This is a genomic window from Paludisphaera mucosa (genome assembly GCF_029589435.1).
Lineage (GTDB): Bacteria > Planctomycetota > Planctomycetia > Isosphaerales > Isosphaeraceae > Paludisphaera > Paludisphaera mucosa.
On sequence record NZ_JARRAG010000001.1, the window covers coordinates 1,862,445 to 1,877,098 of the forward strand.

A 14,654-nucleotide genomic window follows, 5' to 3' on the forward strand; every position below is an offset into this window, starting at 1 on the left:
CGCCCGAGCGTTAGGCTGGATCGTATCGACCGGAACGGCATCGGCTCACATTTCTTCTCGCTCGTCGCGGCCGGAGGACGATCGATCGGGCCGCTCGCGGCCTCGATTCTGGGAGGAGCTTCGAATGAAGAGAAGGACATTCCTCGGGGTTTCGGCGGCCGTGTCGTTGGGCGGGGCCGCCCCCGCACCCCTCCGGCTCGGGATGGTCGGGCTGGTGCATGGACACGCCGGCGGGTTCCTTTCCCGCTACCGCGATTCCCGAGAGGTCGAGCTGGTCGGCGTCGCCGAGCCCGATCAGGCCGTCGCGGCGCGCTACATCCAGGGGCTACGACTCGATCCGACGCGTGTTCATTCCTCCATAGAAGTGATGTTCGACCGCGCCAAGCCGGAGGCCGTCGTCGCCTTCACCGACACCGCGGACCACGTCGCGGTGGTGGCGGCCTGCGCCCGCCGCAAGATCCCGGTGATGATGGAGAAGCCCCTCGCGGTCGGCGTCGAGCAGGCCCGCGCCATCGAGAAGGCTGCGGCCGAATCCGGCATCCCCGTCCTGGTGAACTACGAGACCACCTGGTACCCGTCCAACCATGCCGCGTACGCCCTGGCCAAGACCGCGAAGGCCCTGGGCGAGATCCGCAAGGTTGTGATCCACGACGGCCATCGAGGGCCCAAGGAGATCGGCGTCCAGCCCGAGTTCCTCGCCTGGCTGACCGACCCCGAGCGCAACGGCGCGGGGGCCTTGTTCGATTTCGGCTGCTACGGTGCGAACCTGATGACCTGGCTCATGGACGAAGCGCGCCCCGTCGCCGTGACCGCCGTGACCCAGCGTTTCAAGCCCGACGTCTATCCACACGTGGACGACGAGGCGACCATCGTCCTGGAGTACCCAGAGGCCCAGGCGATCGTCCAGGCGTCTTGGAACTGGCCCTTCGACCGTAAAGACATGGAGATCTACGGCCGGACGGGCCAGGTGCTGACGGTCGCCCAGAACCGCGTGAAAGTCCGCCTGGAAGGGAACGCGGAAGAAATCGGCCAGGCTTCCCCTCTGCCGCCGCCGCAGGATGACTTCCTGCGCTACTTCGCCGCCGTCGTCCGCGGGGAGGTCAAGCCGTCGGGACCTTCCTCGCTGGGGAACAACCTGATCGTCGTGGAAATCCTCGACGCCGCCCGGCGTTCCGCCGCGACGGGCCGGACCATGAGACTAACATGAAAGCTCTCGCGAACGGCCTCGCCGATCGCGATTGAAGCAACCTCGCGACCTCCCTGGCCACGGGGCTGTTCAACATGCGTCCCGAACAAGGCTCATCCGCAGGCGACGACGAGGCCATGGTCTTCGGGATTCGCAGCGTCTTCGGCGGTTTCCGGGAAGAGCGGCAGGAATTCCTTCTCGGCCGCGACACGGCCTCGCGGCACGGCGGAGGCGCGGCCTTCCAGGACGTCGAGTTTCCGTCGGAGCCGTGCGCTGACGCCCGCATGCGCGGCCTGGCTTTGCAATGCGTGATAGAGCTTGGGACCGAATTCCGGCCCGTATCTCTTGACGTAGATTTCCAGACGTCTCATGGGGTCGATCCTTTCCGAAAACCGGCCTCTTCGGCCGTCGATCTCGACCGGTCGTATCCTTATCTAAATACGTCCTGCGGCTGGAGTTGGTTCGCATTTTGGAACGCGTTCCAGGACACTGATCGGGGACATTCGCCCCTTCTCCCGGACATAGTCGAGATGGCTCGGCCGAGTCTCGCGGTCTCGACTGGGACTTAAATTCGCCGTAACGAAAGCGATCCTCGATCGCCCCCAGGAGACGGACATAACCCTCTCTTAAGTCGTCGGCCTCGACCCTGACGGGGAATGCTCGCTTTTGTCGGTCTGGCCATCTTCCGATGGAGGGCTTTGGTCCGTTCCCGGGCCATCCGTCTCGCATCACGCTGACCGTCGTGGCGTCGGACGCATCCCTGTTCTGGGCGGGAAACCGAGCCCCGGCGATCGCGAGGACCGCCGTAATCGCTGGATCCTCGCGTCGTTCGGGCGATCGGCGTTCTCCCGATATTCTTCCCGGCCTGCACCGAACGGCGGGACTTCGGGACCATCGACGGCGACGCAGCCTGCTGGATCGGCGTCGCCCTCTTCAACCGGGGCTGTGAATTGCGGCCATGGCCCGTCTTCGTGGTCGGACGTCTATTCAGCCCGGCCATACGCTGGTGACGACGGGGAATTACTCCGTGATCCGCAACCGAGTTATCTCGGTCTTCTGGTCAGCTCGTTGGGATTGAGCTCGCCTTCCGGTCCGTCGTGGATTGCTGCACGCGGACCTCACGATCTCCCCGTTGATCGCACATATCCGCTCGGAGGATGCCTTGTTGAGCGGCTAATCCGGACCCGAACACAAAAGTCATCGTTCCCATAAATGGCGGCCGATCCACAGGCGCTACTGAACCGAAGGCGGTCCGGCGGCGAGTTCGACATGGCCGATCCAGGGTACCGGCCTTTGCCGACCATGCCCTGATGCTTGACGACTCGACATCGACTAGAATCGAGCCCCTGGGATGATCGACCAGGACTTCCGATGGAAGCGCTCCCACGTCGGGCCATCAGCCGCAACGTCTTTCTCTACGAAGCTCGCGTCATGACTTACCTTGGTGCGCGATGAGAACGGCGTCGTCGACCTCCTGACTTGATCGTTGTCCTGGATCGAAACCGGTCGACCCTGGGAAACCGTCGTCAGCCAGGGGATGATCTTGAGGGTGGGAGCGCGCCGGTCGGCAACCGTCCGATCGGCGAGGCTAAGGAGGTTCGACTCAGGCTTCGATCCTCGGTCCCGTCGGGGCCAAGTTGGTGGGAAAGGACGGCCGGCTCTTGGCATCGGAAAGCATTCCGGACGACGACCAGAGCAAGCGTCTGGACGCCGCGCTGGCCGAATACCTCGAAGCTCTCGCCGCCGGCCGCCCCTTTGATCGCGAGGGCTGGCTCGCGGCCCATCCCGACCTTGCCTCGACGCTCGCCTTGTACCTGAGGAACGTCCAGCAGGCGGGCCCGCTGGCGCCCTCGCTCTACGTGGAACCCGTGTCGGACTCGCCGCCGGATCATAGCGGCCTGCCGACGATCCGCGACCCCGAGGGCGACGCGGGGCCGACGGACGCGAATTCCGTAGATCCCGTCCTTCCCACGATCGCCCATCCAATGGTCGAACCACCCCCGGCCAGGCCTGACGCGGCCGCGAACGGGGTGACCTTCGGCCGATACCGATCGATCCGGATCCTCGGGAGCGGCGGCTGCGGGGAGGTCCACCTGGCGAGCGACTCCGAGCTCGATCGGCTCGTCGCGGTCAAAATCCCGCGTCGCGGGCGGGTCTCCTCGACCGAGGACTACGAACGGTTCATGGCCGAGGCCCGGACCCTTGCGAAGCTCGACCATCCCAACATCGTGCCCGTGCACGACGTCGGCCGGATGGAAGATGGTCGCTGCTACATCGTCTCGCGCTACGTCGAGGGGAACGACCTCGCGGTCCGCCTGGAGACGGGGCGGCTGTCGATCGTCGAGTCGGCGCGGCTGATCGCGGCCATCTGCGACGCCGCACACCACGCCCACATCAACGACCTGGTCCATCGGGACATCAAGCCTTCGAACATCCTCCTCGATCGCACAGGCCGGCCGTTCCTGGCCGACTTCGGCCTGGCCCTGAGCGACGACGACTTCGGCCGGGGCGTCGGCTGGGCCGGTACGCCTGCGTACATGAGCCCCGAGCAGGCGCGAGGCGAAGGCCACCGCGTCGACGGCCGGTCCGACGTCTTCAGCCTGGGGGTGGTGTTCTACCAGCTCCTCGTCGGCCGCCTGCCGTTCCGAGGCGCGACCTATGAGCTGGTCATGGACGCGATCGCCACGACCGAACCGCGTCCGCCGCGACAGGTCGACGACGCCATCCCGAAGGAACTCGAGCGGGTCTGCCTCAAGGCCATGTCCAAGCGGGCCTCGGAGCGATATACGACCGCCCGCGACATGGCCGAAGACATCCGCTATTACCTGTTGGGCGAGGGCCGCAGCGAGCGATCGACCATCAGTCCGGCGGGGCCGCCGATCGAGGCGGTCCGCCCTCACGAGATCCGGTCGGGGCGCGTCGAGCGAGGACGCGTCGATTCGCGACGGATCACGCCGTTCGCCCCCAAAGGGTTGCGCTCCTTCGACGAACACGACGCCGAGTTCTTCGTCGAGTTGCTCCCCGGCCCCAAGGACCGCGACGGCCTCCCCGAGAGCCTGCGATTCTGGCTGAACCGGATCGAGGCGACCGACGCCGACCGGACGTTCCGCGTCGGCATGATCTACGGCTCCTCGGGCTGCGGCAAATCCTCGTTCGTCAAGGCCGGCCTCTTGCCGCGGCTGGGCGGCCACGTCCAGCCGATCTACATCGAGGCCGCCCTCGGGAACACCGAATCGCGGTTGCTCCGGGCGATCCGGAAGGCCTGCCCCGCGCTCGAAACGCAGCAGGGGCTCGTCGAAGCCATGGCGAGCCTTCGACGCGACCGGCCGCTCGGTCCGGGACGGAAGCTGCTCATCGTCCTGGACCAATTCGAGCAGTGGCTGCTCACGTATCGGGGCGACGAATCGTCGGAACTGTATTCCTCGCTCCGCCAGTGCGACGGCGAGACCATCCAGGCCGTCCTCCTGGTTCGAGCCGATTTCTGGGTCACGGCCTCGCGCTTCATGAGGCAGCTCGACCTGGAGCTCATGTCGGACCGCAACATGGCGGCGATCGACCTCTTCGACCGGAGTCACGCGAAACGAGTCCTCGAGGCGTTCGGCCGCGGCTACGGCGCCCTCCCCGAACGGGCCGAGGAGCTCTCCAGGGATCACGCGCACTTCCTCGACGAGGCGATCGACGAGCTGGCGCGCGACGACAAGATCATCCCCGTCCGCCTGGCGATCTTCGCCGAGATGATCAAGTCGAAGCCCTGGACGCACGCCACGCTCAGGCAGGTCGGCGGGGCGGACGGCCTGGGCGCGACGTTCCTCGAGGAGGTCTTCTTCTCGACGCACGCCGACCCGCGGCACGCCCTGCATCGCGAGGCGGCCCAGTCGGTGCTCAAGGCCCTCCTCCCCACCAACCTCGCCGACATCAAGGGAGCCCTCCGGTCGGAGTCGGAACTTCGCGCGGCGTCGGGCTATGAGACCCAGCCTCGGGCCTTTGAAGAGCTCATCCAGATCCTCGCGGTCGAACTCCGGCTGATCTCGACGACCGACCCCGAGGGGACCTCGTCGACCGACGCGCCGACGTCGACCGACGCGTCGACCGAGAAGCCGCAGGAGCCGGCCTACCAGCTGACCCACGATTACCTGAGCAAGTCGATCCGAGAATGGATGGACCGGAAGAGCCGGGCGACCTGGAAGGGGCGTTCCGCGTTGCTCTTGGCCGACCGGGCCTCCCTCTGGGACCGTCGCCGCGGGCGTCGTCAGCTGCCGTCCTTGCCGGAATACTTCTACCTGAAGGCCGGCACCCGTTCCCGGGATCGCTCCGCGCCCGAGGCCGCCTATCTCCTGGCCGCCGGCCGCCATCACGCCGTGAGGCTCGCCATGGCGGCGGCCGTGCTGGTCGCGATGGCAACGGCGGCCTGGGACGTCCACGGGCGGATCCAGGCCCGTGGCCATCTCAACCTGTTGCTGAAGTCTTCGGCCCCCGAATCCCTCGCGGTCATCGACGAAATGGCGCCGCTCCGCCGCTGGATCGAACCGATGCTGCGCGAGGAGTCCCATCGCCTCAGCTCGCGAGGGCAAATCCCGCCGATCGGCCTGAGCCTCGCCCTCCTCCCCGACGACCCCCGGCAGGCGGACGTGCTCCGCGGCCGCTTGCTCCAGGCGGGCCCGGACGAGTTGCGGGTCATTCGCTCGGCGCTGGCCCAGGATCGCGAGAAGCTGGGCGCGGCCGACTGGGCTCGGCTCTGCGAGGAGCTCTGGAAAGACCTTACAGGCCCCACCCTCTCCCGCGAGGGGCGATTGCGCGCCGCCTGCGGACTCGCCGAATTCGCCCCCGACGACCCTCGCTGGGATCGCGTCGCCCTCGAGGTGGTCGAGTGCCTGGTGACCCGGAACCCGAGCCTCGCGAGCGGCTGGATCGAGCTGCTCGGCCCCGTCGCTCGGGTGTTGGGCCCCAAACTCAAGGAAGGCTACCAGGGGACCCGATGGACGGAGGACCGCCGCGAGGTGGCCGCCTTGGCCCTGGCTCAATATCTGACAGAGGACGTCCCGACCCTGGTGGACCTGACCGTGGAGGCGTCGCCGACGGAGGTCTTCGCGTTCATCCGGGCGCTTCGCGGGCGTCCCGACGTCGCCGGCCGCCTGGATGCCGCGTTTCAGACTCGAATGCAGGCCGAGAAGTCGACTGAGGCGCGTCCCGATCCCGTCGCGCGCCAAGGGGCGGCGATCGCGACCGCATTGCTCGGCCTCGGGCGGCCCGACGTGGCCCTGTCCGCCCTGAAAGTCGGGGCCGATCCGACCATGCGCAGCTACCTCATCATCGGATTGAGCCGCTCCAGGATCTCGCCCGGCGCCTTGATCGAACTCCTGCGTCGTCGAGACCTCGACCCATCCGTCCTCCAGGGCCTTATCCTGGCCCTGGCCAGGTACGACCTGGAGGATTATCGGGCCGAGGAGCCCGAGAAGATGGAGCAGTTGCTCGCATCGATCTTTCGCGAGCATCCCGACCCCGGCGTTCATTCGGCGTCGGGCTGGCTCCTGGCCCGTTTCAAGCCCGACGCGGCCCCTGGGCCGCCGGACGCCGGCCCTGTGGCCGGCCGCGACTGGTACGTCGATGGATCGGGCCTGACCTACGCGGTCTTCCGAGGGCCCATCGATTTCAGCTTCGACCCGAAGCTCCTGATGATTCGAGAGAAGACGGCCCCCCGCGTGAAGCCGGACCGCCCTTTCGCCCTCGCGACGACGGAAGTGACGCGGAGGCAATACCGGAAGGTCATGGGCCAGGGTCCCGAAGCCTGGCGTGAGGACGGCTCGGGAGACCTGCCGGCCAACTTCCTCACCTACTTCGAAGCCGCGAAATTCTGCAGGAAGCTCAGCGAGCTCGAGAACGTCAAGGAAGAGGAGATGTGTTACCCTCCCGTCGATCAGATCGGCGAGGGCATGCAGCTCCCGGCCGACATGCTGAAGCGAACCGGCTACCGCCTGCCCACGGAGGCGGAATCGATGGCCGGATGCTTCGGACGTTCTCGAACCTACTACTACTTCGGGTGCGACCCGGAGCTGACCTCGTTGTTCGCCCGGCACCTCTCGAACGGAGACGGACGTCCCGGTCCCGTCGCGCGGCTCATCCCCAATGACTTGGGCCTCTTCGACACCCTCGGCAACGTCTACGAATGGTGCGAGGCCTGCCCCGCCGAGGCCGCCATGGCGGCCGACCAGGCGGGCGGCCCCCTCAACGGCGAGCAGACGTGGATCCTTCGCGGCGGGGGTTTTCAGACTGATCGAGCGCTCCTCAGCAGTATTTCCTATCGCAATCGAAATATCCCGAACAAGATCGATCCGACGATCGGTTTCCGGGTGGCGAGGACTTGCCGATGATGAAAAGTCGTCGTTAAAGTATCCAAAGTTGTCAGACGTCTCGCGGTCCCAGGCGAGGCCCTTCTCTCAGCGCGTTTTTTGCGGGCCGCGAGGCCGATCCGTGTACGGCAGGGTCGTTCTCACCCGTATCCGAGGATGGACTTCCATGCAAAACCTCCCGATCGACCCCTTCATCAATGCGATCACCAAGCACCCGACCCACGGCAAGGCGCAGGAGACCTCGCCTCGCTCCTCCGTCCAGGAGTGGACGGGGCAGGCCTGGGTGATCGTCGACGTCCTGGACGGCCCCGGCAAGCTCGACCCCGCGCCGCTCGACGCGTCCAGCTTCCCCGGCCAGTACCTGGGCCAGCGGATCGTCACGGCCTGACGGGCGTCGCGAGCCGACGACGGGGCCCGCGGCGTCGATCCGGGCCGCAGCCTCGCGCCGGGCTCGACGCGTCGAGGATCGCGCCGAAGGCCTCGATGGAGCGTGTGAATGCGAGCGGTGGAGACGTGCCCGCACCACGACGCAATCGCGGAGGGCGGCCCGGCCTGCCGACTGGTGGCCGAGATCCTCGGTGCCGAAGCGGCGATGGCGGGCCCGGTGGGGGCCGACGCCTGCCGTGCCTGCTGCGCCGGGCCGACGCCCGACGCCCGCCGGCCGGGGCCGGTCGTGGCCTCGCTGGTCGCCCGCGCCGCTGACGCCGCCCTGCGGGCAGGGGGCGTCCCCGGCTGCGACCTCGCCCGCGCCGCCGAGGTCAAGCGCTGGGCCGGCGACCAGCTCCTGCGTTTCTTCGCCCCGACGTCACTGGTCGCCCCGCCCCGATCGGACGCTTCCATGCGCGGGCGACCGTCCGTCGCCATCGTCATCCCGTGCCACGATTACGGCCGATTCCTCGGCGAGGCGATCGAGAGCGTCCTGGCCCAGACGGTCCGACCCGACGAGATCCTGATTCTCGACGACGACAGCTGCGACGACACGCGCGAGGTGGCCGCCCGCTATCAATCGCTGGGGGTCGCCTATCGCCGAGTCGCGTTCCGGAGCGTCTATCGGACGCGACGGGCCGGCCTCGCGGCGACTCGATCGGAGGTCCTCTGCTTCCTGGACGCCGACGACCTCCTGCCCGACGACTTCCTGGAGAAGGGCCTGCCCCTCTTCGATCGTCCCGAAATCGGCATGGTGTACCCGGATCAGGAGTTGTTCGGCGAGGAATCGGGCCGGAAGGGGTTCCCGGCGTTCGATCGCGGCCTTCTGGAGACGCGCAACTACATTACGGCCACGTCCCTCGTCCGTCGCCGCGCCCTGGAGATCGCCGACGCCTTCCGCGAGCCCGACGTGAAAGACGCGCTCGAGGATTGGTTGGTCTGGCGAAGGGTCGCCGACGCCGGCTGGAGCGGGGTCAAACATCCCTCGGCATTGCGCTATCGGCGGCATCCGTCCGACCAGCCCTCCCTCTCCGCGGCGAGCCGCCGGCGGACCTATTTCGACGACGCCGCCTTGCAGCACGCCGACGTCACGATCGTCACCCCGCTGGCGGGGCGCGTCGGGTTCTGGCCCGATTATCGCGACTGGCTGGCCACCCAGACATGGCCGCGGGAGCGTTGCCAGATCTTCCTGGTCGATTCCTCGGGAGACGCCCGATTCGGCCGCGAGGTCCGCGGGTTCCTCGCCGACTGCGACTATCCCGCGACGCGGTACCTGGCCCTCGACTGGGCCGAGCCCGGCCTGGCGGACAGGCCTCGGGAACACGCCGCGGACGCCGTGAACTTGATCTGCGCCCGAATCTATAACCGGATCGCGCGGGAGGTGACGACCCCGTTCATCTTGATCGTCGAGGACGATATTCTCCCCCCGCCCGGCGTCGTCGAGAAGCTCCTTCGATCGATGGACGAGCGGACGGCGGCGGTCGCCGCCCCTTACCGTTCGCGGTTCCACGAGGGCTACGTCGCCTGGGACGACGAGGTTCGCCACTACCAGGGCGGCGAGGGGGTCCACCCCATCGCCGGCTGCGGGTTCGGCTGCCTGCTCCTCCGCCGGACCGTCCTGACCGGCGACACCTTCCAGTTCGGATTCAGCGAGAGCCGCTGGTTCGACCACGCCTTCTGCCGACGACTCCGACGCTCCGGCTGGACGATCAAGATCGACTGGTCGCAAGAGTGCGAACACAGGCATACGTCGCAGATCGAATCTTCCTGAGCCCGTCCGGGAGCGTGTGCATGCGATCGGTGGAGACGTGCCCTCACCACGACGACGACGCGGAGGGCGGCCCGGCCTGCCGCCTGGTGGCCGAGGTCCTCGGCGCCGGCGCGGCCGCGGCGGGCCCGGTGGGGCCGACGCCTGCCGTGCCTGCTGCCGGGCCGACGCCCGACGCCCGCCGGCCGGGGCCGGTCGTGGCCTCGCTGGTCGCCCGCGCCGCCGAGGTCGTCCATCGCGCCGGCGGACTCCCCGGCTGCGACGCCGCCAAGGCCGCCGAGGTCAAGCGGTGGGCCCTCAAGTATCTCGTCGCGGCCGGCCCTGACGTCGATCGGGCCTACCGACCGCCGAGGCTCACGCAGGCCTGTCACTTCCTGGGCGAGAAGCTCGGACCGCCCTCCGAGCGCGGACGAACCCCGCCGGCGGGCGACGCGATCCGATCGTGCCGACACCCTTCCCACCGAACGACGACGATCGACGGCTGCATGCTCTGCCGCGACTGGACCGACCGCCCCCGGCCGGCTCCGCGACCGCTCGACGTGCTCCTGAAGACGCCGGACAGGCAAGGGCCGCTGGTCCGCCAGTGGGCCGTCGGCGTGACGACTTCCCCTCGGGGTGCTCAGACGCTCGACTGGACCCTCGACAGCCTGGCCCGGGCCGGATGGGATGACGTGCGGGTCTTTGAAGATCTGCCGACGACGATCGCCCCGCGCCACGCGGGTCGGCCGACGACCACGCGGATCCCGACGGTCGGCGCCTGGCCGAGCTACTATCTCGGCCTGGCGGAGCTGATCATGCGGCATCCCGAGGCGGACGCCTATTTCATGCTCCAGGACGACGTGCTGCTGTACGACCGCCAGGACCTCCGCGAATACCTGGAGACGATGCTGTGGCCGTCCGATCCCCCCGGCCTGATCTCGCTGTATTGCTCCTCGGTCTACACCCGCCCCGGCGCGGCCTGGCATGAGCTGGAGGAGGCCTGGGTCTGGGGAGCCCTCGCGTTCATCTTCCCGCGTGACCTGGCCCGCAGGTTCGTCGCCGACCCCTGGGTTTTGGCCCACCGCTGGTCCGCCTCAGGTCATGGTCTGGTCGCCATCGACGTCCTGATCGGGGCGTGGGCCGATCGACACAGGTTCCCGGTGCATTTCCCTTGCCCGAGCCTCGCCCAGCACATCGGAGCCGTGAGCACGCTCTGGGGCTCGCACACCCTCGACGAGCGCCGCATGGCCGACCGCTTCCTCGGCGACCTCGAGCCCGGATGAGCGCCCGGAAGGCGAGATCGATCACGCGGTCGCAGGGGCAAACGCCGCCTCGTCGTTTGCGACCAACGGCCGACTCGGATGGATGAAGATCCAGCAGACGGCGGCCACGACGAAGGCCAGGACGTAGGTGCCGAAGGCGGCGTCGTATCCGGAAAGCGCGGCGATCCGCTTGTCGACGGCGTCGAGGGCCTCCGGCGCGACGTGCCGTGCGACGGCCTGCGCGGCGATCGAGCCGCCGACGATCGTGCCGGTGAGCCAGCCGGCCAGGGCGTTGCCCAGGGTCCCCACCGTGTTCATGCAGGCGGCCGTCAGCGCGGCGTGCTCGCGGCCCAGATCCTGGCAGGTCGCCCAGGACGCCCCCAGCGTCACGTCGACCATAAACGCCGCCAGCGAGATCAGGATGCAGAACGCGTGGACGTCCTGGCTCCGGATGGCCGCCCACCAGCAGATCGCGCCGAGCGTGAAGGCCGAGAACCCCAGGACCTGCCGTGCGCGGCGGCGGTCGCCGATCAGGCGTGTCAGGCCGTGGATCGCCGGCCCGCCGAGGAAGCAGCCGACGGCCCCCACCCAGAGCGGGGCCCCCTTGTAGATCGCGCCGATCCGGTCCTCCGCGCCGATCCCGAAGCGTTCCTCGACATAGGTCGGCAGGTAGCTGATGTTGAACGCCCAGGCGTAGTTCACCGACAGGTACATGATGCACAGCGCCCAGAGCGTCCGATTCGTGATCAGCGCCATCCACGGTATGGCGGCGTGCGAACGCGGCCGAGAAGGCTCGGCGTCGTCCAGGCGGCCCGAAGGCCGGTCGCGGAACCCGAGCCTGAAGGCGACGGCCCAGACGACGCCGACGGCCCCGAAGATCAGGAACGCGCCGCGCCAGGTGATCCACGGGGGAGACGACGCGGTCCCGCCGACGAGGACCGCCCAGAGCAGTGGGGTCAGCCCGCCGGCCAGCCGCCCGGACATGAAGACCAGGCCTTGCGCGGTCTCCCAATTCCGGGCCGGCAGACGTTCGTGAAGCGCCCGCGTGATATTGGGATAGGCCCCGGCCTCGCCGGCTCCGAAGAGGAAGCGCAGGAGGATCAGCGAGCCCAATCCCCCGGTGACGACCCCGCCGATCGGCAAGCCGATCAGGCCGGTCAGTGCGGTGCAGGCCGACCACCAGAGGACGATCCTCGTGAGCATGACCTTCGCGCCGAGTCGATCACCCATCGCGCCGGCGGGGATCTCGAAGGCCGCGTACGCGATCGCGAAGGCCGTGATCGCCCATTTGAGCTGCGACGCGTCGGCCAGGCCGAGCTCGCCGGCGATCGGGTTGAGGGCCATGCTGAAGCACGCCCGATCGAGATACGTGATCATCGACAGGGTGCAGACGAACGCCAGGAGCCCGACGTGGCTTCGGGCCTCCGGCGGCGTCTCGGCGGAGGCCGGATCCATCACTTCGACTCGCTGACGAGCGTCGACCGGACGAAATCTTCGTCGATCGTCACGCCCAGGCCAGGCCGGTCGGGGACGGTGATCCAACCGTCGACGGCCTGGATCTTCTCGTGGGTCAGCTCGTGGCGAAGCGGCGAGTCCTCGACGCAATCCTCGAACAGGAAGGCGTCGCGGCAGGTCGAGAGCCAGTGCAGGCTGGCGGCCACCGTCACGGGGCTGGTGTAGCAGTGGTTGCAGAGCCGAGCCCCGATCTCTTCGACGCGCTGGCGGATGTAGGCCGAGTCGGTGAAGCCGTTGCGCGACAGGTCGACCTGGTAGACGTCGAGGCATCGGCCGTCGATGTAGGGGCGGAACGACTGCCGGCCGCACTCTTCCTCGCCCGAGGCGATGGGGACGGGCGAACGGTCCCGGAGCCAGCGATAGCCCTCGTAGTCGTCGGGATGGAGCGGCTCTTCGAGCCAGCCGATGCGCTGCTGCTCGAAGGCCTTGGCGCGGTCGAGCGCGGTGCGGGCGTCCCAGACGCAGCCGGCGTCGACGAGCAGCTCGGCCTCGTCGCCCAGCCCCTTGCGCGCGCCGGCGACCAGGTCGCGGTCGACGGCCTCGCTCTGGCCCATCGGCTCCCAGCCGAACTTCACGGCCGTGTAGCCCGCGTCGATCCAGCGCCGGCCGATGTCGGCCGTCTGGCGGCCGTCGCGGCCGAAGAGGATCGAGGCGTAGGCTCGGAAGCGGTCGTGGCGCTTGCCGCCGAGGAGCCGGTGGATCGGCTCGCCGAACTTCTTCCCCTTCAGGTCCCACAACGCCATGTCGATCGCCGCCATGGCCGTGATGGTCGTGGAGCGCCGGCCGCAGTACATGGTGCGGCGGTACATCGTCTGCCAGAGGCGGTCGATCTCCAGCGGGTTCTCGCCCACCAGCAGCCCGCGCAGGCCGCAGGCGACGTTGTGGCTGAACGGGGCGTCGATCACGGCCTTGACCATCTCGGGCGACGAGTCGGCCTCGCCGACCCCTTCCAACCCCTCGTCGGTCCGCACCCGCACCAGGACGGAGTCCTGGCTGCTGGCCGTCTTGGCCTCGACGTTCTTGATGCGGAGGATCTGGCAGACGATCTCGGTGATCTTCATGTCTTGTTCCGTTCGGGGCGGGTTCCGGGGTGAGGTCTTTCAGGATGCGACGCGGGCCACCACGACGATGTGCTGGCCTCGCAGGATCATCGCGGCCCACGCCTGGGCGAGCACGACGCCTTCGACGCCGGCGACCGCCGGCCAGGGCTCCATGTCGATGTGGTCGAAGTCGTGGAGCAGGCCGACCGGTTGCCCGCGTCGCACGGCGGTCCCGCATTCCACCAGCGGCTCATAGTGGCCGTCGAAAGGCGCGACGGTGAAGCACTCGCGGTCGACCATCTCCACGATGCGCTGCGTCCCGCCCCGATGGTGGTCGATCGGCTCGATCTCGCCGCGGAGCTGCCCCTGATGGATCGCCGCGGCGAGCACGCCCTGCTTGGCGTAGCGGACCCCGTCCACGTTCACCGCGCGACCCCAGCCCAGCTCGGTGCCGACGGTGATCTTGCCGAGCCGCTCGGCCTCGCTCGGCAAGAGGCCCGGAGTGAGGTTCTGGTAGACCATGAGGCAAGGCGTGCCGAACCAGCGCGCGGTCTCCTCGATCTCGCGGGCGAGCGCGGGGTCGTCGACTCGATGATAGTTCGCACAGAGGGCGAAGCGGGCGACGTCGCCCCCCGCATGCAGGTCGATCACGGTATGCACCCGGGGCCAGATCCAGGCCCGGACGAACGCCGCGATTCGGTGCGTGATCCCCGCCAGGGCCGGCGTCGTCCCGGCCCCCTCGACGAACGCCCGGTTCAGGTTCACGCCGTCGTCCGGCCGGCTCTCGCGCGTGCCCGCCCGGAAGGCCGAGGGGTTGAGCACCGGGACGAAGATGATCCGCCCGATCACGTCCTCGGTGCGAATGGTCCGCATCAGGTGCTTCAACGCGACCGGACCTTCGTATTCATTGCCATGGTTGGACCCGAATGCGACCAGCCCGCGGCCGGCGACGGCCTCGGGACCGACCCAGACGGTCAGCGGGACCAGGTGGTCGCCCCAGATGCTGTCGTGCTCCAGGGCGACCCAGTAGTCGCGGCGGCCGGGAGAGTCGAGGTCCAGCTTGTCGGGACGGGCGACGACGCGTGTCATGGTCTGCGAACGTCCTCATCGGAGGCAGGGGAGATCGGCCGG

9 protein-coding genes are annotated in these 14,654 nt (G+C 68.5%); 5 read left to right on the top strand and 4 right to left on the bottom strand.

The window, feature by feature from the left end; translation table 11 throughout:
* The first annotated feature begins 124 nt into the window (after positions 1–124).
* Positions 125–1,207, top strand: coding sequence for a Gfo/Idh/MocA family protein (locus PZE19_RS07535; protein ID WP_277859965.1), 1,083 nt, complete (start codon positions 125–127; stop codon positions 1,205–1,207).
* A gap of 92 nt (positions 1,208–1,299) precedes the next feature.
* Here the strand turns inward: PZE19_RS07535 and PZE19_RS07540 are convergent, their stop codons facing one another.
* On the bottom strand, positions 1,300–1,557 hold the full coding sequence (locus PZE19_RS07540) for a hypothetical protein (protein WP_277859966.1): 258 nt from the start codon (positions 1,555–1,557) through the stop codon (positions 1,300–1,302).
* Positions 1,558–2,847: 1,290 nt separating this feature from the next.
* Between PZE19_RS07540 and PZE19_RS07545 the strand changes: the two genes are divergently transcribed.
* The 4 genes from PZE19_RS07545 to PZE19_RS07560 all read left to right on the top strand — a co-directional run bounded on the left by PZE19_RS07545 (position 2,848) and on the right by PZE19_RS07560 (position 10,989).
* On the top strand, positions 2,848–7,554 hold the full coding sequence (locus tag PZE19_RS07545; RefSeq protein WP_277859967.1) for a bifunctional serine/threonine-protein kinase/formylglycine-generating enzyme family protein: 4,707 nt from the start codon (positions 2,848–2,850) through the stop codon (positions 7,552–7,554).
* A 145-nt stretch (positions 7,555–7,699) separates the two neighbouring features.
* On the top strand, positions 7,700–7,921 hold the full coding sequence (locus PZE19_RS07550; RefSeq protein ID WP_277859968.1) for a hypothetical protein: 222 nt from the start codon (positions 7,700–7,702) through the stop codon (positions 7,919–7,921).
* Between the two features lie 108 nt (positions 7,922–8,029).
* Positions 8,030–9,730, top strand: a complete 1,701-nt coding sequence (locus tag PZE19_RS07555) for a glycosyltransferase (protein WP_277859969.1) — start codon at positions 8,030–8,032, stop codon at positions 9,728–9,730.
* Between the two features lie 20 nt (positions 9,731–9,750).
* Positions 9,751–10,989 carry a hypothetical protein gene (locus tag PZE19_RS07560; RefSeq protein ID WP_277859970.1) on the top strand — a complete coding sequence of 413 codons (1,239 nt, stop codon included), beginning with the start codon at positions 9,751–9,753 and terminating at the stop codon, positions 10,987–10,989.
* Between the two features lie 21 nt (positions 10,990–11,010).
* On the opposite strand, the gene PZE19_RS07565 is transcribed toward PZE19_RS07560, so the two are convergent.
* The 3 genes from PZE19_RS07565 to PZE19_RS07575 are packed head-to-tail and all read right to left on the bottom strand — an operon-like array spanning position 11,011 to position 14,612.
* Entirely contained in the window at positions 11,011–12,423 is a 1,413-nt protein-coding gene (locus PZE19_RS07565; protein ID WP_277859971.1) for an MFS transporter, read from the bottom strand.
* Positions 12,423–13,544, bottom strand: a complete 1,122-nt coding sequence (locus PZE19_RS07570; RefSeq protein WP_277859972.1) for a mandelate racemase/muconate lactonizing enzyme family protein — start codon at positions 13,542–13,544, stop codon at positions 12,423–12,425. Before PZE19_RS07570 ends, PZE19_RS07565 begins: the two co-directional genes overlap by 1 nt.
* Before the next feature lie 39 nt (positions 13,545–13,583).
* Positions 13,584–14,612 carry a M14 family metallopeptidase gene (locus PZE19_RS07575; RefSeq protein ID WP_277859973.1) on the bottom strand — a complete coding sequence of 343 codons (1,029 nt, stop codon included), beginning with the start codon at positions 14,610–14,612 and terminating at the stop codon, positions 13,584–13,586.
* Positions 14,613–14,654: the final 42 nt, after the last annotated feature.

Bases quoted from the DNA above. Each gene is read 5' to 3' on its own strand.
- PZE19_RS07535 (WP_277859965.1), top strand. From the start codon at position 125: ATGAAGAGAAGGACATTCCTCGGGGTTTCGGCGGCCGTGTCGTTGGGC.
- PZE19_RS07540 (WP_277859966.1), bottom strand. From the start codon at position 1,557: ATGAGACGTCTGGAAATCTACGTCAAGAGATACGGGCCGGAATTCGGT.
- PZE19_RS07550 (WP_277859968.1), top strand. From the start codon at position 7,700: ATGCAAAACCTCCCGATCGACCCCTTCATCAATGCGATCACCAAGCAC.
- PZE19_RS07555 (WP_277859969.1), top strand. From the start codon at position 8,030: ATGCGAGCGGTGGAGACGTGCCCGCACCACGACGCAATCGCGGAGGGC.
- PZE19_RS07560 (WP_277859970.1), top strand. From the start codon at position 9,751: ATGCGATCGGTGGAGACGTGCCCTCACCACGACGACGACGCGGAGGGC.
- PZE19_RS07565 (WP_277859971.1), bottom strand. From the start codon at position 12,423: ATGGATCCGGCCTCCGCCGAGACGCCGCCGGAGGCCCGAAGCCACGTC.
- PZE19_RS07570 (WP_277859972.1), bottom strand. From the start codon at position 13,544: ATGAAGATCACCGAGATCGTCTGCCAGATCCTCCGCATCAAGAACGTC.
- PZE19_RS07575 (WP_277859973.1), bottom strand. From the start codon at position 14,612: ATGACACGCGTCGTCGCCCGTCCCGACAAGCTGGACCTCGACTCTCCC.